The organism is bacterium, assembly GCA_021372775.1.
In the GTDB taxonomy this organism is placed as follows: Bacteria; Acidobacteriota; Polarisedimenticolia; order J045; family J045; genus JAJFTU01.
Window position 1 is genome coordinate 26,252 of the sequence record JAJFTU010000027.1, and the last position, 23,777, is coordinate 50,028.

Here is a 23,777-nt window from a genome sequence, read left to right on the forward strand (position 1 = left end):
GGTCAGCCGCGGGCGCGCCCGCGGCCCTCCGCCGCGCGTTCCGCGTCCTCGCCCTTCCGCCGGGCGTAGCCGTAGCGGTAGTTGCGGTACTGGTACGGCACGCTGTCGATCCCCACGGCGTTGAGCAGCGCGCCGAGCAGCGGCACGCGGCCGGACGCCAGCTTCTCTTTGGCCATCCGCCCCGATTCGCGCGTGGTGACCGCCGAGCGGACGACGAGGATCGTGCCCTCGGTCGCGCGGCCGACGACCAGCGGATCGACGACGGAGAGGGTCGGCGGCGTGTCGAAGACGACGTGGTCCCAGTCCCCGCTCGACGCGAGCCGCTTCGCCAGGTCGGTGAACCGTTCCGCGTCCAGCAGCTCGGCCGGGTTCGGCGGGATCGGCCCCGCGGGGAGGAGCGTCACGTTAGGGACGCTCGTCGGCACGGCGAGACCGTCGAATTCCGCGTTGCCGGAGAGGTAGGTCGAGAGCCCCTCGTCGGCGGCGACGCCGAAGACGCGGTGGCAGCGCGGCCGCCGCAGGTCGGCGTCCACCAGCAGCACGCGCTTGCCGAGCTGGGCCAGCGCCGCGGCGAGGTTGATCGCCGTCGTCGTCTTCCCTTCGCCCGGCTGGCTGGAGGTGACCGTCAGGGAGCGCGGCGGATGCCCCGCCGTCGCCAGCAGCACCGCCGTGCGCAGCTCGCGGTAGGCCTCGGCCGCCGGCGAGAGGGGCGCGTCGTTCGTCGCCAGCGCCGGGTCGGGCCCTTCGGGATCGGCCTCCTCCGCGCGCCTTTCGCCGAGCCAGCGCCGCGGCCCCTGCGCCGGCGCGTCGGGGGCGGGGATCATCCCCAGCACCGGGACGCCGAGGGCGGCGCGGACGTCTTCGGGGGTCTTGATCGTGTTGTCGAGGTACTCGAGCAGCACGGCCCCGCCGACGCCGAGGAACAGGCCGACGAGGAAGCCGAGGGCGATGTTGACCTTCTTCTTCGGCTTGAAGATCTGGTGCGCCGGACGCGCCTCGTCGATCACGCGCACGTTGTGGCCGGTGTCGCCGAGGCTGGCGTTGAGCGCCATCTGGTTCTCTTTGTCGAGCAGGTCGTTGAGCGTCGCGCGCTTGGCGTCCACGATCTTCTTGCGCGTCAGGTACTCGCTGTACGGCCCCTGGAAGCGGTCCACGTCCACGCGCGAGCCGGCGAAGAGGCGCGAGAGCTCGTCCGCCTGCGCCTTCTTGTTCTCGTAGTCGATCCGCGCCGCCTCGACCGTGCGGCGGGCCAGCTCCGTCGTCTCGGAGGCCAGCTTCTCCTTCGCCGCGTCCATCTTGGAGCGGATCTTGATCACCTCGGGATACTGCGAGCCGTAGGTGGAGAACTTCTCGCGGTACTCCCGCTCCGCCTCCGCCGCCGCCTCGCCGAGCTGCTGGATGAACTGGTTCGTGCGGACTTCGTCCAGCGACTCGGGGCTGGCCGCGGCGTACGCCTTGTAGCGGCCCTGCGCCTCGGCGAGGTCCGCCTGGACCTTCGTCAGCCGCAGCCGCAGGTCCTCGAAGTTCTTGAGCGCCGCCTCGTTGGTGTCGCCGGTGACGAGCTGGTTCGCCCGCGCGAACTCCTGCAGCGCCGCCTCCTCGCGCGCGATCTCCGCGCGCAGCTCGGCGATCCGCTTGACGAAGAACTCGCCGGAGTCCCGCGCGATCTCGAGCTTGCTGCCGAGGGTGAAGTTGAGGTAGGCGCGGGCCACCGCGTTCGCCGCGGCGGCCGCGAAGTCGCGGTCGGGGGAGACGTAGGCGATCTCGACGAGATGGCTGTCGCGGACCGGCGTCACCGTCAGGCCGCCGCGCAGCGACTTGACCGGCGCGTAGTAAGGATCCGCCTCCGCCTGCGGGGCGCGGCCGAGGGAGAGGAGGCGCGAGAGGAGCGACGGCTCGCCGCCGGGCGCCGGACGCTCGCGCAGCCGCAGCACGTCCACCGCGCCGCGCAGCACCTTGTCCGACTCGATGATCTTGTACTGGGTGTTGTAGAAGTTCTGATAGTCGAGCCAGCTCGGCTCGGCGGTGGCGAGGTCCTGCTTGAGCAGCCGCACGCCGGAGCGTTCGATCGAGACCGAGCACGCCGAGCGGTAGACGGGGGTGGCGACGAAGCTCGCCACGGCCGACGCGAGCGTCGCCGCGAGGACGAAGGTGAAGATCAGGTAGCGCCGGCGGACGAGGACCTGCCAGTGCTCCCGGACGTTGAACTCGCGGCGCGCGGCGGCGTCGGACATGGCGAACTCCCCCGGCTCAGAAGAACGATTCGGGCACGACGACGATGTCGTTGCGCTGGAGCAGCATGTCTTCGTCCTTGCCCCGCTTGACCCGCTTGAGGTTGACCTTGAACAGCTGCTTCGAGCCGTCCGGCATCCGCCGGATGATCTGGACGCGGCTCTCGTTGGCGCGGTCGTTCCCGCCGCCGGCGGCGGTCACCGCCTGCAGCACGGTCATCGGCTCGCCGCCCGCGTACTCCACCGGGCCGGGGCGCGAGACGGCGCCGTTGACGAAGACCTTGAAGACCTGCTCGTAGGGGACCATCACGATGTCGCCGGGCTGGACCCGCAGGTTGGCCGACGGGTCGCCCTGGTAGACGAGCCGCTCGGCGTCGACCTCGATCCGCTCCGCGCCGCCGGCGGCGAACGGCCGGACGACGTAGATCCGCGTGCCGGCGCGGTCGATCAGGCCGCCCGCCTCGCCGACGACGTCGAGCAGCGTGCGGTCGCCGAGGAGGTTGATGATCCCCGGCTTGCTCACGGCGCCCTGGACGAAGACGCGGCGCGAAACGAACTCCTGCACGAAGACCGAGACCTGCGGGTCGCGGACGAGGTTCCCGTCGCGCAGCATCTGGGCGATCTTCTCTTCGACCCCGCGCGGCGTCAGGCCGCCGACCGGCACCTGCCCGAGCAGCGGCAGGGAGATCGTCCCGTCCTTCGTCACGCGCACCGTCCGGTCGAGCTGCGAGAGCTCGAAGACCTTGATGTCGAGCAGGTCGTTCGGACCGACGACGTAGTCGTCGACCCGCGTCGGCGGGGCGGCGAACGCCTTGGTGTCCGGCGTCGGGACGGTCTGCGGCGCGGGCGCCGGAGCGGGGGCCTTGGAGGCCTCCTGGGCGAGAACGGGGACCGCGGCCGCGGCGAGCGCGGCGGCGGCGAGGGCGAGGAGCTTCATCTGCGTCACTCCGGTTTCCCTCCGGCTAGAAGGCGTAGGTGCCGGAAGTCGTCACGTAGCGCTGGTCGTCCACGGCGGTCGGCAGGTTCGAGTCCCGCTTGCGCCGCCCGACGCGCAGCCCGATTTCGAAGCCGTTCTTGAGGCGGAACAGCGCCCCGACGTAGCTGTCCTTGGTGCGGTCGTCGCGGGGCGCGTGGATCGTCGGGGAGACCTCGGGGTACTTGGAGTCGCGCAGGCTGTAGCCGCCCTGCACGCCCCAGAAGGCGCCGAGGTACATGTCCACGCCGACGCCGCGGTAGGTGTCGACGTAGTAGAGGTTGCGCTCGAAGACGGAGAAGACCGGCGCCCGTTCCGCGGTGGCGGTGAAGCGGGTCCAGCCGTTCGGCCGGTAGCGGAGCTCCGAGGAGACGACCGTGCCGTCGAACGGCCGCAGCCCGAGGCTCGCGTCCTTCGGCTCCAGCTTCGACGTGCCGGCGAGCAGCCGTCCCGAGAGCTTGCTCGAGGCGCTGAACTCGACGCCGAGCGCGCGCCGCCGCTCCGTGGCGTTGCGGCTTTCCCCGCCGACCATGTGGCGGAAGTCGCTGTCGCGGTCGAGGTACTGGGCGAAGAGGCGCGTCCGCGGGCGGATCCGCCAGCCGACCTCGGCCGTGCGGTCCTTCTGGTCGCGGTCGAGCGCCTCGTCGATCGTCGCCTGCGTCCACTCGTCGCCGACGAGGAGGTAGTACGGCAGCTCGGAGTTGTAGCGGTAGCGGGTCGTCGAGGCGGTGAACGAGACGTCGGTCCGCGGGCTGAGGAAGAGGCGCGCGGTCTGCCAGACGCGGACGTCGTTCTCCCGCACGCGCTCGACGATTTCGGAGCTCGGACGCCAGCGGTAGCTGTTCCACGTCCCGCCGACGGTGAAGAGCGCGGGGCCGATCAGGGCGTCGAACTGCCCGTCGAAGTTGTTGTCGGCGTGGTTGAGCGACGAGTGCCGCGCGAAGACCTCGCCGGCCAGCTTGTCGTGGATCGTCAGCGCCAGGCGGTGGCCGATCGGCATCTGGGCCCGGACCTCCGGCCCCATGCGCAGGATGTAGTCGGTCTCCTTCGGCCGCGGGTCGGCCTGGGAGTAGAGGAACACGTTGTCGTCGTAGCCGATGTTGTCCAGCGTGAAGCGGGGCACGACGAGGAACGGACCCCAGCGGCGCGTGCCGAGCAGCTCCGGGAACGGGGCGTCGCGGGTCGGCGTCTGCGCGCCGGCGGCGCCGACCGCGGCCAGCATGGCCGCTCCCGCGAGCAATGTTCTCGTCCAGAACCGGCGACTCATGTCCGCTCCGCGCCCGTCGGTCCGCAGCCCCCGCGGCCGACGGACGGACTCCGACGATTATTCCCGAGGATGGGCGGTCCGGCCATCCGGGCCGCGGACCGCCCCAAAACAGACGCCGGCCCGGGACATCCGCGGGCCGGCGAGAGAAGCCGCGTGGGCGGCGAGCCTTACTTGGGAACGTTCGGGCTCACCGGGCTGCTGCTGTTGTCCTTGACGAGGCTGTTGGCGGCCACGGCGAGGATGATCGCCGCGCCGACGATCACGGTGACCTTCCCGGTCGGCGTGGAGAGGAAGCCTTCGCCGGCCGCGGGGGCCGCGGCGCTCTCGCCCGGCTTGCGGTCGGGGAGCGCCATCGTCACGGTGGTCTTCTCGCCGGCCTTGGCCATCACCCGGGCCGTCGCCAGCGGCTGCCCCTTGGCGTCGCTGATCAGCAGGTCGTAGTAGCCGGCGGGCAGGGCGGCGAGTTCGAAGCGGCCGTCCTTGTCGGTGCGCGAGGACGCGGCCGGCGCCTTGGCGCCGAGCGAGGTGGCCGCGACGGTCAGCGACGCGGCGGGAGTCACGAGATCCTTGTCGAAGACCCGGCCCGCGAGGCGGGCGTCGGCCGAGGACGGCGTCGCCGTCGCGGCGGGAACGGGTCCGAGGAACAGAGCGGCCGCGATGGCCACCGTCACGAGCTTCATCAACCGGTTCGCCTTCATGTCTTATGTCTCCGGCGCGAGTCGGACTCGCGGAGGCGCGGGCGCATGGGCGACGTTCGACGCTTGCGGAGCGACCCGAACGGCGGGGATCATGCGTACCGGAACCTTGGACCGCCCGCCGCCCCTGAGGCGGGCCGTTCCAATTGGACAGGAGATTATATGACTCGGGAGCAGATGAGGCGGCGACTCGCGGAAATTCTTCAAGTCGAGTCGATCAAGAAGGGTGATTTCGTCCTCGCCAGCGGCCGCCGGTCGAATTACTACCTCGACTGCCGCCGTACGACGCTCCACCCCGAGGGCGCCTATCTCGTGGGGAAGCTCGTCCTGGACGCGGCCGACCGTCGCGGCTGGGGCGCGGAGGCCGTCGGCGGCCTGACGCTCGGCGCCGATCCGATGGCCACGGCGGCGGCGGTGGTGTCCTACCTCGACGAGCGTCCGATCCGCGCGTTTCTGGTCCGCAAGGAAGCCAAGACGCACGGCACCGGGCAGCAGATCGAGGGGGCGCCGGCGGCGGGCGCGGCGGTCGTTCTCGTCGAGGACGTGATCACGACCGGCGGCAGCACGCTCGTGGCCAAGGAGGCCTGCGTCGCGGCCGGCTTGGTGGTGAAGGGGGTCGTGGCGTTGGTGGATCGCGAAGAAGGCGGCCGCGCCGCTCTCGAGGCCGCCGGCCTCGAGGTCGAGGCGCTCTTCACGGCCCGGGAACTCCTATCGACCGACTCGACCCACTCGACCGACGCGTAGGGGAGGCAGGCGCGGTGGTTTGTTGAGCGGTCCGACGATCGTCGGGGCGCGCCAGCCTCCCGTACGGATTCTATTGATTGGTGTCCGGACACCGTCCGGACACCGTGTCCGCCGGCGGACGTCGCCGGGGCGGGGCGGCGTTTCGTTTCAACGAGTTGCGCGGTCGCGGCGCGCGGCGCCGAACGTGCAGCCCTCCCTTCGCGGGAGGGACGATGCCGTCGAACAAAGAGGCGCGCGTCGAAGCGTTGAAGCACCCGGGGCGCGCGGAGGAAATCATCGAGGCGCTGGCGCGCGAATTCCGCCTCGCGCCGCATCTGGTCGCGGTGGCTGTCGGGGCGGCGGTCGCCGCCGCGGCGCGGCGCCTCGGCCCCGTCGCGGGCCCGGCGCTCGTGAGCTGGTTCCCCTGCGCCTGGGCGTTCATCCGCCCGGACCATTACGGCCTGACGCGACGGCCGATCTCGGCGCCGCGCGGGCGGGACCTCGGCGCGCGGGAAGAGATGGTCATGGCCGCGGCGGCGCACGGCGTTCCATGCGTCCTCGCGCCGCGGTTCGCCGCGCTTCTCACGGTGTTGATCGGCGAGCGGTGCGGGTCGGCGCTCGCGCGGGCGCTGCAGCCGGGCCTTGGGCGGGAGGACGTCCCCGAGACCGCGGCCGGCGACGACGGGATCAGCGCCGGCGCGGCAGCGGCTGGCCCATCCGCAGCAGCGCCGCGTCCTCGCGCAGCGCGGCCATCGTCGCCGCCACCTGGCGGCGCGTCTGGTCCCAGCGGCCGCCGTTGTCGATGACGTAGTCGGCGACGTCGAGCTTCCGCTCCAGCGGCAGTTGGGCGCGCAGGCGCGCGCCGGCGGCGTCGGCGTCGATGTGGTCGCGGGCCATCAGCCGCGCCAACTGGACGTCGGGGGGCGCGGAGACCACGACCAGCCGGTCCACCTCGTCGCGCCGTCCCGTTTCGACGAGGAGCGCGGCGTCGTAGACCACGACCTCGGCCCGCGTCGCCTCGGCCGCGTCGGCGAGGCGATCGCGCGCCGCCGCGGCGACCAGCGGATGGACGATCTCCTCCAGCTGTTCGCGCGCTTCGTCGTTGCGGAAGACGAGCGCGGCGAGCGCGACCCGGTCCACCGCGCCGTCGAGCGTCTGCGCCGCGGCGCCGAAGGCGGCGACGATCGGGCCGACGGCGGCCCCGCCCGGCGCGAGCAGCTCGTGGACGATCTCGTCGGCGTCCACGACCGGCGTTCCCAACTCGCGCATCATCCCCGCCACGGTGCTCTTGCCGGAGGCGATCCCTCCGGTCAGCCCGGCGACGAGGACCGGCCCCAGCCCGGGGACGAAGAGGCGCGCGGGGAGGCTCACGCGCAGAGACGCCGCGCCGCGACGAGCGTGTTCTCGAGCAGCAGCGCCACGGTCAGCGGGCCGATCCCGCCCGGCACCGGCGTCAGCCGCCCCGCGACCTCGAGCGCCTCGCCGAAGTGGACGTCGCCGACGAGCGCGCGCCCGTTCTTTGCGAACCGCTCCAGCCGCTTCCGCTGCCCGGCGAGCAGGTCCTCGGCCAGACGCGAGTCGGTGATCTCGTTGATCCCGACGTCGATCACCGTCGCGCCCTGCTTCACGAAACTCCCGCGGATCAGCCCCGGCTTGCCGACCGCGGCGACGAGGACGTCGGCCCGGCGGCAGACCTCCGCGAGGTCGCGCGTGCGGGAGTGGCAGACCGTCACCGTCGCGTGCCGGCCGAGCAGCAGATGCGCCAGCGGCTTCCCGACGATGTTCGACCGCCCGACGATCACCGCCTCGGCGCCCTTGAGCTCCACCTTCGCGTCGTCGAGCAGCGCCATCACCCCCCGCGGCGTGCAGGAGACGAGGCCGTCGTCGCGGCCGAGCAGCAGCCGGCCGGCGTTCTCGGGGTGGAACCCGTCGGCGTCCTTCTCCGGCGGGACGGCGATCTGCGCCTCCCACGGGTCGATGTGCGGGGGCAGAGGCAACTGGACCAGCATGCCGTGAACGCGCCGGTCGGCGCCGAGCTCGCGGATCTTCCCGAGCACGTCCTCGCGCGACGTCTCCGCCGGCAGGTGGACCGAGTAGTTGGCGAACCCGACCTCCGCCGCGGCCGTCTCCTTGTTCCGCACGTAGACGGCGCTCGCCGGATCGTCCCCGACCCGCACGACGGCCAACCCCGGCGGGAAGCCGTTCCTGGCCGCGAAGGCGGCCGATTCCTCGGCCAAGCGGACCCGGATCCGCTGGGCGAGGTCCTTTCCGTCGAGCAACTGGGCGGCCATGGAGCGCGTTCCTCCGCGAAGAGAGGGAACAGTGTACCCGCGCCCCGGGCGGGGCGCGCGGAAGCGGGTTGTTGTCGCGGCGCGGCGCCGGCATAAACTTGCCGGTTCACCTTCCGCGGAGCGACCCTTGAGCCAAGACGCCATCATCGTGCGCGGCGCCGCCGAACACAATCTGAAAAAGATCGACGTCGAGATCCCGCGCAACCAACTCGTCGTCGTCACCGGCGTGTCCGGCTCGGGGAAGTCGTCCCTGGCCTTCGACACGATCTACGCCGAAGGGCAGCGGCGGTACGTCGAGTCGCTGTCCGCCTACGCGCGGCAGTTCCTCGAGCTGATGCACAAGCCGGAGGTCGAGTCGATCGAGGGGCTCAGCCCGGCGATCGCCATCGAGCAGAAGACGACCTCGCGCAATCCGCGCTCCACCGTCGGCACGGTGACCGAGATCTACGACTACCTGCGCCTGCTCTACGCGCGCGTCGGCAGTCCGCACTGCCCGAACTGCGGCAAGCCGATCGAGCGCCAGACGGTGCAGCAGATCGTGGACGCGGTCCTCTCGCTCCCCGAGGGGACGCGCGCGCAGGTGCTCGCGCCGGTCGTGCGCCGCCGCAAGGGGCACTACCGCAAGGACCTCGAGCGGTTCGCGGCGCAGGGATTCGTGCGGGCGCGGATCGACGGCGAGATGGTCGACCTCGACCTGCCGCCGGAGCTCGACAAGAAGAAGGCCCACGACATCGAGATCGTCGTGGACCGGATCGTCGTGCGCCCCGACGTCAAGGGGCGGCTGACCGACTCGGTGGAGACGGCGCTCAAGCAGGCCGAGGGGCTGGTGCGGATCGTCCTCGACGACGGGGAGCGTCTCTACTCCGAGCACTTCGCCTGCGTCGACTGCGGCGTCTCGCTGCCCGAGATGGCCCCGCGCGCCTTCTCGTTCAACTCGCCGTTCGGCGCCTGCCCGACCTGCGACGGCCTCGGCGTGCACCGCGAGTTCGACCCGGACAAGATCGTCGCCGATCCCGAGGCGCCGCTCGGCCACGGCGCCTTGGAGTTCGTCTCCGGCATGGAGGCGTCGTTCGTCCGCGAGCTGCTCGCCGTCGTGCTGCGCGCCAACGGGATCCCGGTGAACACCGCCTGGCGCGACCTGCCGGCGAAGGTGCGCCGGATCGTGATGTACGGCTCCGGCGCGCAGGAGTACGACTTCGTCTTCCAGGGGGACCGCTCCAAGTACACCTTTAGGCGGAACTTCGAGGGGATCATTCCGCGCCTCGAGCGGAAGGCCAAGGAGACGACCTCCGAGCAGACGCGCGAGGAGCTGGAGAAGTACATGTCGAGCTCGCCCTGCCCGGCCTGCGAAGGGGCGCGGCTGCGGCCGGAGACGCTCGCCGTGACGGTCGGCGGCAAGAACATCGCCGAGGCGACGGCGCTCACCGTCGGCGCGGCGCGCGCGTTCTTCGAGCGGCTGGAGCTCGCGCCGCGCGAGCGGGAGATCGCGCGGCTGGTGTTGAAGGAGATCCGCGAGCGGCTGGGCTTCCTCGACAACGTCGGCCTCGGCTACCTCACGCTCGACCGCGGCGCCGCGACGCTCTCCGGCGGCGAGGGACAGCGGATCCGGCTGGCGACGCAGGTCGGCTCGCGCCTCAGCGGCGTGCTCTACGTCCTCGACGAGCCGTCGATCGGGCTGCACCAGCGCGACAACCGCAAGCTGATCGAGGCGCTCAAGGCGATGCGCGACCTCGGCAACACGGTGATCGTCGTCGAGCACGACGAGGAGACGATCCGCAGCGCCGACTACGTCGTGGACCTCGGCCCCGGCGCGGGCGAACTGGGGGGCGAGGTCGTCGTCGCCGGGACGCCGGAGAAGATCGCGCGCAGCGCCCGTTCCCTCACCGGGCGCTACCTCTCCGGCCGGGCGCGGATCGAGGTGCCGAAGAAGCGTCTCGAGCCGAACGACGCCTGGCTGGAGGTCAAGGGGGCGCGCGCGCACAACCTGCGCGGCGTCGACGCCCGCTTCCCGCTGGGGCTCTTCACCTGCGTGACCGGCGTCTCCGGCTCGGGCAAGTCGACGCTCGTCGGCGAGACGTTGTTCCCGGCGCTGCTGCGCCACTTCGGCGTCGCCGCCGACAAGCCGGGGGACTACGGCGAGATCGTGGGCCTCGACCAGCTCGACAAGGTGATCGACATCGACCAGTCGCCGATCGGGCGCACGCCGCGCAGCAACCCCGCGACCTACGTCGGCCTCTTCGCGCCGATCAGGGAGCTGTTCGCGCAGGCGCCGGAGGCGCGGGCGCGCGGCTACAAGCCCGGACGCTTCTCGTTCAACGTCAAGCGCGGCCGCTGCGAGGCCTGCGAAGGCGCGGGGCTGATCAAGATCGAGATGCACTTCCTCCCCGACGTCTTCGTGACCTGCGAGGAGTGCGGCGGGCGGCGCTACAACCGCGAGACGCTGGAGGTGCTCTGGAAGGGCGCGTCGATCGCCGACGTCCTCGACATGACGGTGGCCAAGGCGCTCGAGTTCTTCTCCGCCGTGCCGCAGATCGAGCGGAAGCTGCGCACGCTGCAGGAAGTCGGCCTCGGCTACGTCCGCCTCGGCCAGCAGGCGACGACCCTCTCCGGCGGCGAGGCGCAGCGGATCAAGCTGGCCAAGGAACTCTCTCGCCGCTCGACCGGCCGCACGCTCTACCTGCTCGACGAGCCGACGACCGGCCTGCACTTCGAGGACGTCCGCAAGCTGCTCGAGGTGCTGCTGCGGCTGCGCGACGAGGGGAACACGATCGTCGTCATCGAGCACAACCTCGACGTCGTGAAGACCGCCGACTGGGTGATCGACCTCGGGCCCGAGGGCGGGGACGGGGGCGGGCGAATCGTCGCCGCCGGCACGCCGGAGACGGTCGCCGCGACGGACGGCTCGTGGACCGGCAAGTTCCTCGCGCCGATGCTGGGAAAGTGAAGGAGACGACATGACGACCGAACGCCGCGACTGGCGCGCCTTCTTTCCGACCGAGGACGAGATTCCCGCGGACGCGCGGCTCCCCGGGCCGATCGAGCAGCGGGAGTGGCTCGTCGGCGGAGAGCTCCGCACGTGGGAGGGGCCGCTCAAGGAGGCGCGCTCGCCGGTCTGCGTGCGGCGGGGCGGGACGCTGGAGCAGGCGCTCGTCGGGCGCTTCCCGTCGATGGACGAGGAGGCGGCGCTGGCGGCGCTCGACGCCGCGTCGCGCGCCTTCGACCGCGGCCGCGGCGCGTGGCCGACGATGTCGGTCGCGGAGCGGATCGGCCGCGTCGAGGAGTTCCTGTTCCGGATGCAGGAGCGGCGGGACGAGGTCGTGCGGCTCCTCTCGTGGGAGGTCGGCAAGCCGCTCGCCGACGCGCGCAAGGAGTTCGACCGCACGGCGCAGTACGTGCGCGACACGATCGACGCGGTGAAGGAGCTCGACCGCACGTCCTCCCGCTTCGTCGTCGAGGAGGGGGTGCTGGCGCAGATCCGCCGCTCGCCGCTCGGCGTGGTCCTCTCGATGGGGCCGTACAACTACCCGCTCAACGAAACGTTCACGACGCTGATCCCGGCGCTGATCATGGGGAACTGCGCCGTCGTCAAGCCGCCGCGTTTCGGCGCGCTGCTCTGGCGGCCGCTGCTCGACGCGTTCCGCGCCGCCTTCCCGCCGGGCGTCGTCGGCACGATCTACGGCGACGGGCCGACGATCGTCGGCCCGCTGATGCGCTCCGGCGCGGTGGACGTGCTGGCGTTCATCGGCTCCTCGCGCGTCGCCGACGCGCTGCGGCGCGACCATCCGCGCCCGCACCGGCTGCGCGGCGTGCTCGGCCTCGACGCCAAGAACGCGGCGATCGTCCTGCCCGACGCGGACCTGGACCTGGCGGTGCGGGAGTGCCTGCTCGGCGCCCTCTCGTTCAACGGCCAGCGCTGCACGGCGATCAAGCTGATCTACGTGCACAAGCGCGTGGCCGAGCCGTTCGTCGCCGCGCTCGCCGCGGCGGTGGACGGACTGAAGCGGGGGATGCCGTGGGAGGACGGCGTCGCCGCGACGCCGCTCCCCGAGCCGGGGAAGCCGCAGAAGCTCCGCGCGATGTGCGACGAGGCGCTCGCCAAGGGGGCGCGGATCGTCGGCAACGGCGGAACCGTCGTCGGCACGTTCTTCGACCCGGCGGTCGTCTATCCCGTGGACTCGTCGATGCGCCTCGCCCGCGAGGAGCAGTTCGGGCCGGTCGTTCCCGTCGCGCCGTTCGAGGACGTCGCCGACGTCGTCGAGGCGATCGTCGCCTCCGAGTACGGCCAGCAGGTCAGCCTGTTCGGCCGCGACCCGAAGACGCTCGGCCCGCTGATCGACGTGATGGCGAACCAGGTCTGCCGCGTCAACCTCAACAGCCAGTGCCAACGCGGCCCCGACACCTTCCCCTTCAACGGCCGCAAGGACTCGGCCGAAGGCACGCTGTCGGTGACGGACGCGCTGCGCGCCTTTTCCATCCGGGCGCTCGTCGCCGCGCGGACGGAGGAGGCGAACAAGCGCCTCGTGACCGATATCGTGCGGGGCCGGACGTCGAACTTCCTCTCGACCGACTTCATCCTCTGACCGGCGCCGCGCCGAAGCGCGCGGCGCGTAATATTCAGGTCGGCTTCGCGGGGAGCGGCGGACGCCGCGAAAGGACGCCGGGCATGATGCAGCAGAAGAGAATGGCGATCTTGGTCGGCGGCGGGCCGGCGCCGGGGATCAACAGCGTCATCGCCGCGGCGACGATCCGCGGCCAGCTCGGCGGCGTCGAGGTCGTCGGCGTGCAGGACGGCTTCGAGTGGGTCCAGAAAGGAAACGTGGACCACGTCGTCCCGCTGACGATCGACGCCGTGAGCCGCATCCACTTCCGCGGCGGCTCCTACATCGGCATCTCGCGCGCCAACCCGACGGTCGATCCGCAGCTGCTGGAGAACACGATCCTCTCCCTCCTGCGGCTCAACGTGACGCAGCTGATCACGATCGGCGGCGACGACACCGCCTTCTCGGCGATGAAGCTCGAGGAACGCTCGGCGGGCCGGATCCACGTCGCCCATGTGCCGAAGACGATCGACAACGACCTCGCCCTCCCGCCGCAGATCGACACGTTCGGCTTCCAGACGGCGCGCCACGTCGGCGTCGAGATCGTGAAGAACCTGATGGTCGACGCGCGGACGACCTCCCGCTGGTACTTCATCATCGCCATGGGGCGGAAGGCGGGGCACCTCGCCCTGGGCATCGGCAAGGCGGCGGGGACGACGCTGACGCTGATCCCGGAAGAGTTCGGCGGCGGCAAGATCCCGCTGCGCGCCCTCGTGGACACGCTCGTCGGGGCGATCATCAAGCGCGCCGCCGACGGCCGGCGGGACGGCGTGGCGGTGATCGCCGAGGGGGTCGCGCTGGGGATCGACCCCGACGACCTCGGCCGGCTGGCCGACGTCGAGCGGGACGCCCACGGCCACCTGCGGATCGCCGAGATCAACATCGGCGAGATCCTGAAGAGCGAAGTCCAGAAGCGGCTCGCCGACTTCAAGCTCAAGACGACGATCGTCGCCAAGAACATCGGCTACGAGCTGCGCTGCGCCGACCCGATCCCCTACGACATGGAGTACACGCGCGACCTCGGCTACTGCGCGGCGAAGTTCCTCCTCTCCGGCGGCAACGCGGCGATGGTCTCGCTGCAGGGCGGGCACTTCGTCCCGGTGCCGTTCGCGGAGCTGCTCGACCCGGCCACCGGCCGCTCCAAGGTGCGGCTGGTGGACATCGAGTCGGCGCGCTACAAGATCGCCCGCCGCTACATGATCCGGCTGCGCCGCGACGACTTCGAGGATCCGTACGAGCAGGCGAAGCTCGCCGCCGTCGCCGGGGTGACGATGGAGCAGTTCGGCGAGCAGTTCGGGTATCTCGTGCAGTTCGAGCCGCCGCCGTTCGAGATCGAGCTCGTTCCGCCGCCGCCGGCGCAGGAGCCGTAAAGCGGAAGCGGCGGGAACGCGGTCGGCGCGCGGCGCGGGAGAGCGGAAGGCGCGCGGTCAGCGCGCGCGGCGGAGGTAGCCGTCGGGATGCGTCCCGCGGCCTCCGCACGAGCCGTCGGCCGGATGGGTGAAGTGGATCAGGTCCTGGCCGCTCGGCGGATGAACGTACTCCCCCTTCAGCTCGACGGTGTCCCCCATGCGGAGGCCCACCGGCTCGCCGCCGCAGGTCAGGTCGTGCACGACGCGGACCGGCCGCGTCGCGATCACGCGCGGGAGTTCCGCCCCCTCGCTTCCCCGCAGCGGGGCGAGCTCGAAGCGACGGACCAGCGCCGTGAACTCGAGGAAGCGGCGGCCGTTCTTGTGCGTCGTCGCGCGCGGCGGCGACTCCACCGTGACGACGGCGGTGATCTCGGCCTTGAGCGTCGGCGCGCGGCGCGCGCGCGGGGCCGCCCCCGCGGACGGAGGCGCGGCGGAGACGAACGCCGCGAGCAGCGCGGCGAGGAGCAGCAGCGTCTTCTTCATGCCGTGCAGTCCGCGGCGCGGCGCGGCGGTCAGCGGCGCAGCGGGGCGCCGCGCCCCGCGTCGTCCGGGCCGAGGCCGGCGAGCCACTGATCGATGTGCCGGATGAACTCGTCGATGTGCGCCGCCGCGGCCGCCGCCGCGCGCTCGCCGTCGCGGTCGGCGATCGCCGCGACCAGCTCCGCGTGCGCCGGACGCGAGTCGCCGCCGATCGTCGCGCCGAGGTGGAACATCAGCGCCTCGAGCGATTCGGCGCTCGTCCGGATCAGGCGCAGCGCGGCGGCGATGAAGCGGTTCCCCGAGGCCTCGGCCAACGTCTGGTGGAAGTCGAGCGCCTCCTGCGCGCCGCGTCCTCCCGCCTCGACGTTTTTGGCCTGCGCCTCGGCGATCCGCTGCAGCGTGGCCACCTGTTCCTGCGTCGCCCGCTCGGCCGCCTCGCGCGCCATCTCCGCCTCGAGCCCGCGCCGCGCGAGCATCGCGTTCCGCAGCTCGGTCAGCGTGGAGCGGCCGACCGCGCGCAGCACGCGGTCGCTCGACTGGAAGGCGGCGCGCCGCGCCTGCGTCCGCTCGAGCCACGTGCGCCCCGTCGCCGTGATCGTGCGCCCCTTGTTGCTCACCTTCTCCGCGAAACCGCGGCGGGTGAGCGAGTCGAGCGCGCGGCTGACGGTGGGCCGGCTCGTGGCGACGCCGCGCGCGAGGAGACGCTCCAGGATCGCCCCCGAGCCGACGGGGCCGGGGGTTTGGGCGAGTTCGGCGGCGACGAGCGCCGGCAGGTCGCGGAAGCGCGGTTTCATCGGAGGTCAGTCTAGATCGCCCGCCGCGCGCTGTCCCGCCCCGGCGCCGGCGGGACGGGGCGCGCCCCGCGCGGCGCAAAGAAAACGGCCGCCCGCGCGCGGCGGGCGGCCGTCGGCCGAGGCTTCCGCGCTCGGTCGCTACTTGAGGTGGAGCACGGCGTCGAACGTCACCGTCGCGCCGCTCGAGGCGGGGCTCTTGTCGCCCGAGACGACGACGCGGAGCGTGTGGGCGCCGGCGGCCAGGCCGCGGATGTGGAACGCCCAGACGCGCCACTCTTCGGACGGCGCGTAGAGATCGACGCCCGCGGCGGGAGCGCCGTCGATCAGGATCGTGGCGATCCCTTGGTCGGGGCCGCGCTTCATCAACAGGCTCGCGCCGGTCCCTTCCAGCGCCGCGCCGCCGTCGAGGAAGAGCGGGATCGTCGCCGCGGCGTCCTTGACCGCGGAGGCGACGGCGCGCCCGCCGCTCGCGCGGACGTCGAGCTGTTCGGTCCAGCCCGCGGAGAGGGCGACGCTCGGGTCGTTCTCCTCGCGGAACCAGCGGGCGTGGGCCCCTTCGGCGTCGTCGGCCGCGACCGTGTCCACGAGGAAGAAGTGCGTCGCGCCGTCGCCTCCGAGGCCGGAGAGGGTGAACGTCGTCGCCGGGGCGGCGACGTAGTAGTTGTTCGCCGCGGTCGCCGGATCGACGGTCGGCAGCGCGCCTTCGTAGATCCGGTACCCCTTCATCGCCGCCGCGCCGGAACCGAGGTCGGCGGTCGCCGCGGACCAGTCGAGCCGCAGGTCGCCGCCGGAGCGGGCGACGCGCACGTCGTCCACGAACGGCGGCGCGCCGTCTCCCGTCGGCCGCGCCCAGACTTCCGGGCTCCGCCCGCTCTCGACGCCGCCGCGCAGCGCGGTGACGACGTAGCGGTGGGCGAGGCCGTTGATCAGGCCGGCGTCGCGGTAGGAGAGGGCCAGGAGCGGCGCGGCGTTGAGCTTGGCGAACGCGCCGCTCTCGATCGCGCGGTAGACGTTGTAGCCGGTCGCGCCCGGCAGCGCCGGCGGGCCCCAGAAGACCGTGACCATCGAGTTGTCGGGGTGCGCGGCCGGAGCGGTGGGGATGTCGGGCAGGGCGACGGTGAAGCGGCGCGAGGCCGGGGCGGAGACGTTCCCCGCCTTGTCGGCCGCGCGGACGAGCGCCGCGATCTCGCCGTTCTGCGTCGGGGCGAAGCTGTAGCTCCACGAACCGCCGCCGGCGGCGAGGATCCACGTCGTTCCGCCGTCGAAGCTGAGCTGCACGTAGTCGAGGCCGGCGCCGACGTCCTGCGCGGTGCCGGAGAGCGTCGTCGGGGTCGCGGCGATCGTCGCCCGGTCGGCCGGCGAGGACCAGGCGACCGTCGGGGCCGTCGTGTCGGCGCCGAAGACGAAGTAGCGGACTTCCGACGTCCACGGCGAGGCGGCGTGGCGGTTGTCCACGGCGCGCAGGCGCCAGTAGTAGGTCCGCTGCGAGACGAGCGACGCGTAGCCCGGCAGGTCGCCGAGCGGCGCGGTGATCGTCGGCAGCGCGGCGGCCAGGTCGTTCTTCGCCGTCGCGCTGAGACCGGTCGCCGAAACCTCGGGGGCGCCGAAGTTCGGGTCGTCGTCGATCTCGAGGTCGTACGTCACCGTGTCGCCGGGATTCGGATCGACGGAGGCGTACCAGGTGAGCGCGGCCTCGGCGCCCCAGAGCTGCGCGCCGTTCGGCGGCGCGACGAACTTCGGCGCCGGCGGCGCGTCGTTGCGCAGGACGACGTAGAAGGCGGCCGGCGCCATCCACGGCCCTTCGTGCCCTTCGGGATCGCGGCCCCGAGCGCGCCACCAGTAGCGGGTGTTGTTGGCGAGGTCGGTGTCCACCGTCCACGACGTCGTGCTCGTTCCTTCGGCGACCGCGGGGACCTCGGCGACGGTCGAGTCGAACGAGGAGTCGGACGCGACCTGGATCCGGTAGGTGAGCGGGTCGAACTGGTAGTCGAGCGCGTTGTCGAGCGTCAGCGTCGGGCGGAGGACGCCGACCGCGCCGCCGTCCGGCGGGTCGTGCGGCGCGGGCGCCCCCGGCGTCGGCTCGCCGATCCGCACGGCGTCCACGTGGACGACCGCGTCGGCGCCGCCGTAGCAGGTGTTGAGGAAGCCGCGCAGCCGCAGGTGCGCGTTCTTCAAAGGCGAGATGTCCACCGTCGTCTTGACCCACGTCGCGTCGGAGGCCCAGTCGTTCCCGCGGATCGTCCCCGGCACGTCGGTCCAGGTGATCCCGCCGTCGATCGAGGACTGGAAGCGGAAGGTGCTGCACCAGTACATGTGCCCGCGGATCCAGTAGGACAGGGACGGGCTCGTCGCCGCGGAGAGGTCGAGCTCGCCGGCGAAGGCGAAGCTGTGGTTGGCGTCGGCCCAGATCCGCTGGCCGGGGGTCGCGACGAGGTCGGCCGCGCCTTCCTTCGGGAGGTCCGCGCCCTGGACCCACGCCGAGGGGAGCAGGTCGTCGAGCGCTCCTTCGAAGCTCTGCGCGTAGGGGTAGGGAAGCGGGGCGTGCGCGTTCTCGACGACGGCGAAGTCGTCGATCGACCAGCCGTCGGCCTGGATGCCGCAGCCGTCGGAGAGCGAGCGGAAGCGGATCCAGACGTTCTCCTGCCCCTTCCACGGGCTGAGGTCGATCTGCGCGCGGCGCCAGTCGGGACGCGTGCCGGTGACGGTGTAGACGCGCGTCCACGACGATCCTTCGTTCGTCATCACCTCCACGACGCCCCAGTCGTAGTTGTCCTGGTAGGCGTAGCGGTCGTGGAAGGTCAGCACCGGCCACGAGGCGTTCTTCAGATTGACGGAGGTCGTCGCCGAGGCGTCCATGCCGCAGGGGTAGTCGCCGATCGAATCGACGAGCGCGGCGCCGCCGTTGCGGCCCGCGCCGCTCTGGACGGCCCACGTCCCGGTCATGGTCCAGTGGTCGTTCGGCGTCTCGAAGTCGTCCGCCGCCGACGACGGGACGAGCGGCGCGGTCCGCGCCGAGACGACGTTCGAGGGACTGTACGCGTCGTGGACGTCCTGCGCGTAGAGGCGGTAGTAGTAGGTCTTGCCCGCCTGCAGGCCGGTGTCCACGAACTGCGTCGCCGCGCGGTCGCCGAGCGTCGCGACGAGCGCGCTGCCGAGGCCGACGCCGTTCGTGGTGTCGCGGTAGAGCAGGTAGGACCTGAACGACGGCGCGTCGGCGTATGCGCTCCAGGAGAGGCGCATCGAGCCGTTGCCGATCGAGTCGGGCGGCGCGAGGACCGGCGCCGCCGGCAGCTCCGACACGGCGACGTCGTCGATGGAGAAGTCTTCGTCGGCGCCGCCCCAACACGAGGCGACCTCGAACAGCAGGCGCACGGCCTGTCCTTTGTAGCCGGAAAGGTCGACCTGCGCGCGGCGCCAGGCCCCGGAGGAATTCCAGTCGTTCCCCTGGCCGAAGAGCGAGCCGCTCCAGGTCGCGCCGCCGTCGGTGGAGGCGTAGACGTTGAGGCTGCTGCACCAGTAGGCGTGGCCGGACATCCAGAAGGTGAGCTGCGGGTTCCGCGCCGCGGCGAGGTCGATCTGGCCGTTCAGCAGAAGCTGTTCGTAGCCGCTGTTCCAGAGGTTGCCGTCGGCGCTGCTGCGGACGCTCGCCGCGCCGCCGTGGACCGCGTCGGCGGCGACCGTCCAGCGGCTCGCCTGCCAGTTGCCGAGGCCGGACTCGAAGCCGTCGGTGAACGGGAAGGCGAAGGTCTTCCAGCCGTCGGCCTCGCCGATCGTCACGTCGTCGATCCGCCAGCCGGCGTTGGTCGTGCCGCCGTCGGTGGCGACGCGGAAGCGGATCCGCAGGTTCGTCTGGCCGCGCCAGCGGGTGAGGTCGATCCGCTGCCTCGCCCAGGCGGCGCGGACGCCGGTGACGACGTACGGCCGCTGCCAGTTGTTTCCGTCGGCGCTGACCTCGACGCTGCCGTAGTCGGCGTTCTGCTGGAAGGCGGGCTGGTCCCAGAAGCTCAGGACCGGGTGGACCGCCGCGGTCAGGTCCACCGCGGTGAGGATGTAGGTGCTGCTGCTGTTCGGGTAGTCGCTCGTCGGCGAGCTGGCGATGCAGCTTCCGGTCGCGCCGTCGCGGCCCGGCGAGAGCGGGCCCCACGTCGGCTGGTCGGCGCTGTCGGTTCCGCGGACCCAGTTCCGCAGGTCGTCCATCGCGTCGGCGACCGGATAGGGCAGCGGGACGGTGACGGCGGAGCGCTCGTTGCTCGGGGCGACCGTGCCGTACGTGTCGAAGGTGAAGACCTTGTAGTAGTAGGTCGCGCCGATGGCGAGCCCTTCCGGCGGGTTTTCGTCGAGGGCGCTCACCGTGTTCACGTCGGCGATCGAGGCGACGAGCGTTCCGTCGAGCGTGACGCCCGGCGAAGTCGAGCGGCGGACTTCGTAGCGGGCGAAGTTCGGGTCGCTCGACTTGGTCCAGGCCAGTTCGGCGGTCTTGAGGTGCGGCGTCGGCGCGGCGAGGGTCACGGCCGTCGGAAGATCTTCCACGCGCACGTCGTCGACGTAGAAGTCCTCGTCGGCGCCGCCCCAGCAGGAGCTGACTTCGAACAGCAGACGCACGGCCTTTCCCTTGTAGCCGGAAAGGTCCACCTGCGCGCGGCGCCACGTCCCGGAGGTGTTCCAGTCGCTCCCTTGGCCGAAGAGCGTGCCGCTCCAGGTCGCGCCGCCGTCGGTGGAGGCGTAGACGTTGAAGCCGCTGCACCAGTAGGCGTGGCCGGTCATCCAGAACGTGAGCTGCGGATTCTGCGCCGCGGCGAGATCGATCTCGCCGTTCAGCAGAAGCTGCTCGTAGCCGCTGTTCCAGAGGTTGCCGTCGGCGCTGCTGCGGGCGCTCGCCGCGCCGCCGTGGACCGCGTCGGCGGCGATCGTCCAGCGGCTCGTCTGCCAGTTTCCGAGGCCGGATTCGAACGTCTCGGTGAACGGGAAGGGGAAGGCCGTCCAGCCCTCGGCCTCGCCGATCGTCACGTCGTCGATCCGCCAGCCGGCGTTGGTCGTGCCGGCGTCCGTGGAAACGCGGAAGCGGACGCGCAGGTTCGTCTGGCCGCGCCAGCGGGTGAGGTCGATCCGCTGCTTCGCCCAGGCGGCGCGGACGCCGGTGACGACGTACGGCCGCTGCCAGTTGTTTCCGTCGGCGCTGACCTCGACGCTGCCGTAGTCGGCGTTCTGCTGGAAGGCGGGCTGGTCCCAGAAAGTCAGGACGGGGTGGACCGCCGCGGTCAGGTCCACCGCGGTGAGGATGTAGGTGCTGCTGTTGTTCGGGTAGTCGGTCGTCGGCGAGCTGGCGATGCAGGTTCCGGTCTCGCCGTCGCGGCCCGGCGAGAGCGGGCCCCACGTCGGCTGGTCGGCGCTGTCGGTCCCGCGGACCCAGTTCCGCAGGTCGTCCATCGCGTCGGCGACCGGATACGCGAGCGGCACCGTCGTGGCGGAGCGCTCGTTGCTCGGCGTGACCGTGCCGTACGTGTCGAACGTGAAGACCTTGTAGTAGTACGTCGCGCCGATGGCGAGCCCTTCCGGCGGGTTGTCGTCGAGGGCGCTCACCGTGTTCACGTCGGCGATCAAGGCGACGAGCGTCCCGTCGAGCGTCACGTTGGGCGACGTCGAGCGCCGGACCTCGTAGCGGGCGAAGTTCGGGTCGCTCGACTTGGTCCAGGCGAGTTCGGCGGTCTTGAGGCGCGGCGTCGGCGCGGCGAGGGTCACCGCCGTCGGGAGGTCTTCGACGCGCACGTCGTCGATGTAGAAGTCCTCGTCGGCGCCCCCCCAGCAGGTGGAGACCTGGAACATCAGGCGGGTCTTCTGTCCCTTGTAGGCGGAGAGGTCCACCTGCGCGCGGCGCCACGTCCCGGAGGTGTTCCAGTCGTTCCCCTGGCCGAAGAGCGAGCCGCTCCAAGTCGCGCCGCCGTCGGTGGAGGCGTAGACGTTGAAGCCGCTGCACCAGTAGGCGTGGCCGGACATCCAGAACGTGAGCTGCGGGTTCGCCGACCCGGCGAGGTCGAGCTCGCCGTTCAGGACGAGCCGCTCGTAGCCGTCGCTCCAGAGATTGCCGTCGGCGCTGCTGCGGGCGCTCGCCGCGCCGCCGTGCGCCGCGTCGGCGGCGACCGTCCAGCGGCTGGCCTGCCAGGCGCCGAGGCCGGACTCGAAGGTCTCGGTGAACGGCAGCGCGATCGTCGGCAGCGGCGCGACGTCCTTCACTTCGACGTCGTCGATGTACCAGCCGTCGGCGACGGTCCCGGCGTTCGTGGCCACGCGGAAACGGATCCGCAGGTTCGCCTGTCCGCGCCACGGCGAGAGGTCGATCACCTGGCGCGCCCAGTCGAGGCGCGTTCCGGTGGCGACGTACGGCCGGGACCAGTTCGCGCCGTCCGCGCTGACCTCGAGGGCGGCGAAGTCGGCGTTCTGCTCCAAGGCGAAGCGGTCCCAGAACGACAACGCGGGGTTGAGGGCGCCGCGCAGATCGACGGCCGTCATCGCGTAGGTGTCCGAGTTGTTGGCGTAGTCGCCGGGGCTGTCCTGCAGGACGAAGGCCCCGCCGTGCGCCGGGACGACGCTGGTCTTCGACCAGCCGCCGGTGAAGGTCCAGGCGTCGAGCGCCCCTTCGAAGCCGTCCGCGAACGGCAGCGGGTTGTTGAGCGTCGTCGCCGCGGCTTCGGCCGCGCTGTCCGGGCTGAAGCAGCCCCAGCGGTTCACGGCGTAGACCCGGTAGTAGTAGGTCGTGTTGAGCGCGAGGCCGCGGTCGTCGAAGGTCGTCGCGGCGACGTCGTGGATCTCGGCGGCGATCGTGCCGTAGACCCCGGCGTTGGGGGAGGTCGAGCGGACGACTTCGTAGTGGTCGAAGCCGCTTCCCGTCGCCTGCGGCCACGCGACCCGGATGGCGTGCGAGTCGAGCGGCGTCGGCGTCGGCGTCGCCAGCGCGGCGAGCGGCTCGGAGACGGCGACGTCGTCGAGATGCCAGCCGTCGCCGTTCGTCGCCCCGTCGGCCGTGACGCGGAACCGCACCAGCGTCGCCTGCGCCTTGTAGGCCGAGAGGTCCACCTGCACGTACGTCCAGGCGGCGACGGTCCCGTTGGTGAAGTCGCGCAGCGCGGTCCAGGTCTGCCCGTTGTCGGTCGAGACCTCGACGAGGCCGTGGTCGTTGCCGGGGAAGTCGTAGGTGTGCCGGAAGGAGAGGGTCGGACGCGTCGCGGCGCGCAGGTCGAGCGGCGCGGCGAGCGTCAACGACGCGTTGACGTTCGCGGCGTAGGGGCCGCCCGGCGAATCGCTCCACGCCGAAGCGCCGCCGTACGCGGCCTCGGTCGAAAGGGCCCAAGGCACGTCGGCCCGCCAGGTCGCCGCCCCCGCCTCGCCGTCGTCGAGGAACGGGAAGTCCATCCCCGCCGACGTCGTCGCCGAGACTTCGTCGGAGGCCGCCTCGATCCCGTTGCCGCGGGCGACGACGACCCGGTAGTGGTAGCGGCTCTTCGGGTTGAGGGCGACGTCGGTGAAGTTCGTCGTGGACGCCGCGCCGAAGGAGGCGACCGTCGTCGCCGTCCGCCAGTCGAAGCCCTGCGTCGCGGAGCGGACGACGCGGTAGCCGGCGAAGTCGGCGGCGGCCGAAGCCGTCCAGGAGAGGGCGATGGTGTTGGCGGTGACGGCGCCGGCGGTCGCCGTCGGCGCGTCCGGCGCCTCGTCGACCACCACGTCGTCCACGTGCCAGCCGTCGAGCGTCACGTTGGCGTCGCTGACGAGGCGGAAGCGGAGCTTCACCGTCGCCTGCGTCTTGTAGGCCGAGAGGTCGATCTGCTCGCGCCGCCAGGCCGCGTTGCCGGTGAACGAGGCGAGCGGGGAGGCCTGCCAACTCGCGCCGCCGTCGAGCGAGATCTCGACGTAGCCGAAGTCGTACCCCGGCTCGAGGTTGAACGTGTGCCAGAACGACAGGCGCGGCCGCGTCGACCGCGTCAGGTCGAGCGAGTCCCGCATCGTCAGCGCGACGTTCGCGTTGTTGGCGTAGTTGGCGCCCGGGCTGTCGCTGAAGGCGAAGCTCCCCGCGTGCGCGCTCTCCGCGCTCGCCGCCCACGGCGGCGCGGCGGACCACTGACCCGCGCCCGCTTCCGCGCCGTCCGCGAACGGATAGGCGGCCAACGCGAAGCCCGCGGCGGCGGCGAGGACAATCGACAGACACACGACAAGACGAACGGCGCGTTCGGGCATCGCTCCTCCCAGGGCAGGTGCGAGAGCGCGGGCGGATCCCCAGAGCCGCCTGCTTCCAGCGCGCACAGTTTCACTGAAACGCGGTCAGTT

13 protein-coding genes are annotated in these 23,777 nt (G+C 71.9%); 4 read left to right on the forward strand and 9 right to left on the reverse strand.

From position 1 onward, the window contains the following. Positions 1–2: 2 nt before the first annotated feature. From LLG88_00945 to LLG88_00960, 4 genes are all read right to left on the reverse strand, one after another. Positions 3–2,234, reverse strand: a complete 2,232-nt coding sequence (locus LLG88_00945; GenBank protein ID MCE5245476.1) for a polysaccharide biosynthesis tyrosine autokinase — start codon at positions 2,232–2,234, stop codon at positions 3–5. A 16-nt stretch (positions 2,235–2,250) separates the two neighbouring features. Further along, entirely contained in the window at positions 2,251–3,168 is a 918-nt protein-coding gene (locus LLG88_00950) for a polysaccharide export protein (GenBank protein MCE5245477.1), read from the reverse strand. A gap of 25 nt (positions 3,169–3,193) precedes the next feature. Continuing rightward, on the reverse strand, positions 3,194–4,426 hold the full coding sequence (locus LLG88_00955; GenBank protein ID MCE5245478.1) for an outer membrane beta-barrel protein: 1,233 nt from the start codon (positions 4,424–4,426) through the stop codon (positions 3,194–3,196). Between the two features lie 212 nt (positions 4,427–4,638). Continuing rightward, positions 4,639–5,169, reverse strand: a complete 531-nt coding sequence (locus LLG88_00960) for a carboxypeptidase-like regulatory domain-containing protein (protein MCE5245479.1) — start codon at positions 5,167–5,169, stop codon at positions 4,639–4,641. A 174-nt stretch (positions 5,170–5,343) separates the two neighbouring features. On the opposite strand from LLG88_00960, the gene pyrE reads away from it, so the two are divergent. Continuing rightward, the gene (gene pyrE / locus LLG88_00965; GenBank protein MCE5245480.1) at positions 5,344–5,910 is read left to right on the forward strand and encodes an orotate phosphoribosyltransferase; all 567 of its coding nucleotides are present in this window, start codon (positions 5,344–5,346) and stop codon (positions 5,908–5,910) included. 666 nt (positions 5,911–6,576) lie between these two features. Here pyrE and coaE read toward each other — a convergent pair. Then, positions 6,577–7,260 carry a dephospho-CoA kinase gene (gene coaE, locus LLG88_00970; protein MCE5245481.1) on the reverse strand — a complete coding sequence of 228 codons (684 nt, stop codon included), beginning with the start codon at positions 7,258–7,260 and terminating at the stop codon, positions 6,577–6,579. Further along, on the reverse strand, positions 7,257–8,180 hold the full coding sequence (folD, locus tag LLG88_00975; GenBank protein MCE5245482.1) for a bifunctional methylenetetrahydrofolate dehydrogenase/methenyltetrahydrofolate cyclohydrolase FolD: 924 nt from the start codon (positions 8,178–8,180) through the stop codon (positions 7,257–7,259). Before folD ends, coaE begins: the two co-directional genes overlap by 4 nt. A 127-nt stretch (positions 8,181–8,307) precedes the next feature. Between folD and uvrA the strand changes: the two genes are divergently transcribed. The 3 genes from uvrA to LLG88_00990 all read left to right on the forward strand — a co-directional run bounded on the left by uvrA (position 8,308) and on the right by LLG88_00990 (position 14,148). Then, positions 8,308–11,124, forward strand: a complete 2,817-nt coding sequence (uvrA, locus tag LLG88_00980; GenBank protein MCE5245483.1) for an excinuclease ABC subunit UvrA — start codon at positions 8,308–8,310, stop codon at positions 11,122–11,124. A 10-nt stretch (positions 11,125–11,134) separates the two neighbouring features. Next, a complete protein-coding gene (locus LLG88_00985; GenBank protein ID MCE5245484.1) occupies positions 11,135–12,760 on the forward strand; it encodes an NADP-dependent glyceraldehyde-3-phosphate dehydrogenase in 1,626 nt (541 codons plus the stop codon). A gap of 86 nt (positions 12,761–12,846) precedes the next feature. After that, positions 12,847–14,148 carry a 6-phosphofructokinase gene (locus LLG88_00990; protein ID MCE5245485.1) on the forward strand — a complete coding sequence of 434 codons (1,302 nt, stop codon included), beginning with the start codon at positions 12,847–12,849 and terminating at the stop codon, positions 14,146–14,148. A 57-nt stretch (positions 14,149–14,205) separates the two neighbouring features. Here the strand turns inward: LLG88_00990 and LLG88_00995 are convergent, their stop codons facing one another. From LLG88_00995 to LLG88_01005, 3 genes are all read right to left on the reverse strand, one after another. Then, the gene (locus LLG88_00995) at positions 14,206–14,670 is read right to left on the reverse strand and encodes a DUF3465 domain-containing protein (GenBank protein ID MCE5245486.1); all 465 of its coding nucleotides are present in this window, start codon (positions 14,668–14,670) and stop codon (positions 14,206–14,208) included. A gap of 29 nt (positions 14,671–14,699) precedes the next feature. Further along, the gene (locus tag LLG88_01000) at positions 14,700–15,461 is read right to left on the reverse strand and encodes an FCD domain-containing protein (GenBank protein ID MCE5245487.1); all 762 of its coding nucleotides are present in this window, start codon (positions 15,459–15,461) and stop codon (positions 14,700–14,702) included. 138 nt (positions 15,462–15,599) lie between these two features. Continuing rightward, the gene (locus LLG88_01005) at positions 15,600–23,660 is read right to left on the reverse strand and encodes an immune inhibitor A (protein ID MCE5245488.1); all 8,061 of its coding nucleotides are present in this window, start codon (positions 23,658–23,660) and stop codon (positions 15,600–15,602) included. Positions 23,661–23,777 lie beyond the last annotated feature (117 nt).

Bases quoted from the DNA above. Each gene is read 5' to 3' on its own strand.
- LLG88_00945 (MCE5245476.1), bottom strand. From the start codon at position 2,234: ATGTCCGACGCCGCCGCGCGCCGCGAGTTCAACGTCCGGGAGCACTGG.
- LLG88_00950 (MCE5245477.1), bottom strand. From the start codon at position 3,168: ATGAAGCTCCTCGCCCTCGCCGCCGCCGCGCTCGCCGCGGCCGCGGTC.
- LLG88_00955 (MCE5245478.1), bottom strand. From the start codon at position 4,426: ATGCTGGCCGCGGTCGGCGCCGCCGGCGCGCAGACGCCGACCCGCGAC.
- LLG88_00960 (MCE5245479.1), bottom strand. From the start codon at position 5,169: ATGAAGGCGAACCGGTTGATGAAGCTCGTGACGGTGGCCATCGCGGCC.
- pyrE (MCE5245480.1), top strand. From the start codon at position 5,344: ATGAGGCGGCGACTCGCGGAAATTCTTCAAGTCGAGTCGATCAAGAAG.
- folD (MCE5245482.1), bottom strand. From the start codon at position 8,180: ATGGCCGCCCAGTTGCTCGACGGAAAGGACCTCGCCCAGCGGATCCGG.
- LLG88_00985 (MCE5245484.1), top strand. From the start codon at position 11,135: ATGACGACCGAACGCCGCGACTGGCGCGCCTTCTTTCCGACCGAGGAC.
- LLG88_00990 (MCE5245485.1), top strand. From the start codon at position 12,847: ATGCAGCAGAAGAGAATGGCGATCTTGGTCGGCGGCGGGCCGGCGCCG.
- LLG88_00995 (MCE5245486.1), bottom strand. From the start codon at position 14,670: ATGAAGAAGACGCTGCTGCTCCTCGCCGCGCTGCTCGCGGCGTTCGTC.
- LLG88_01000 (MCE5245487.1), bottom strand. From the start codon at position 15,461: ATGAAACCGCGCTTCCGCGACCTGCCGGCGCTCGTCGCCGCCGAACTC.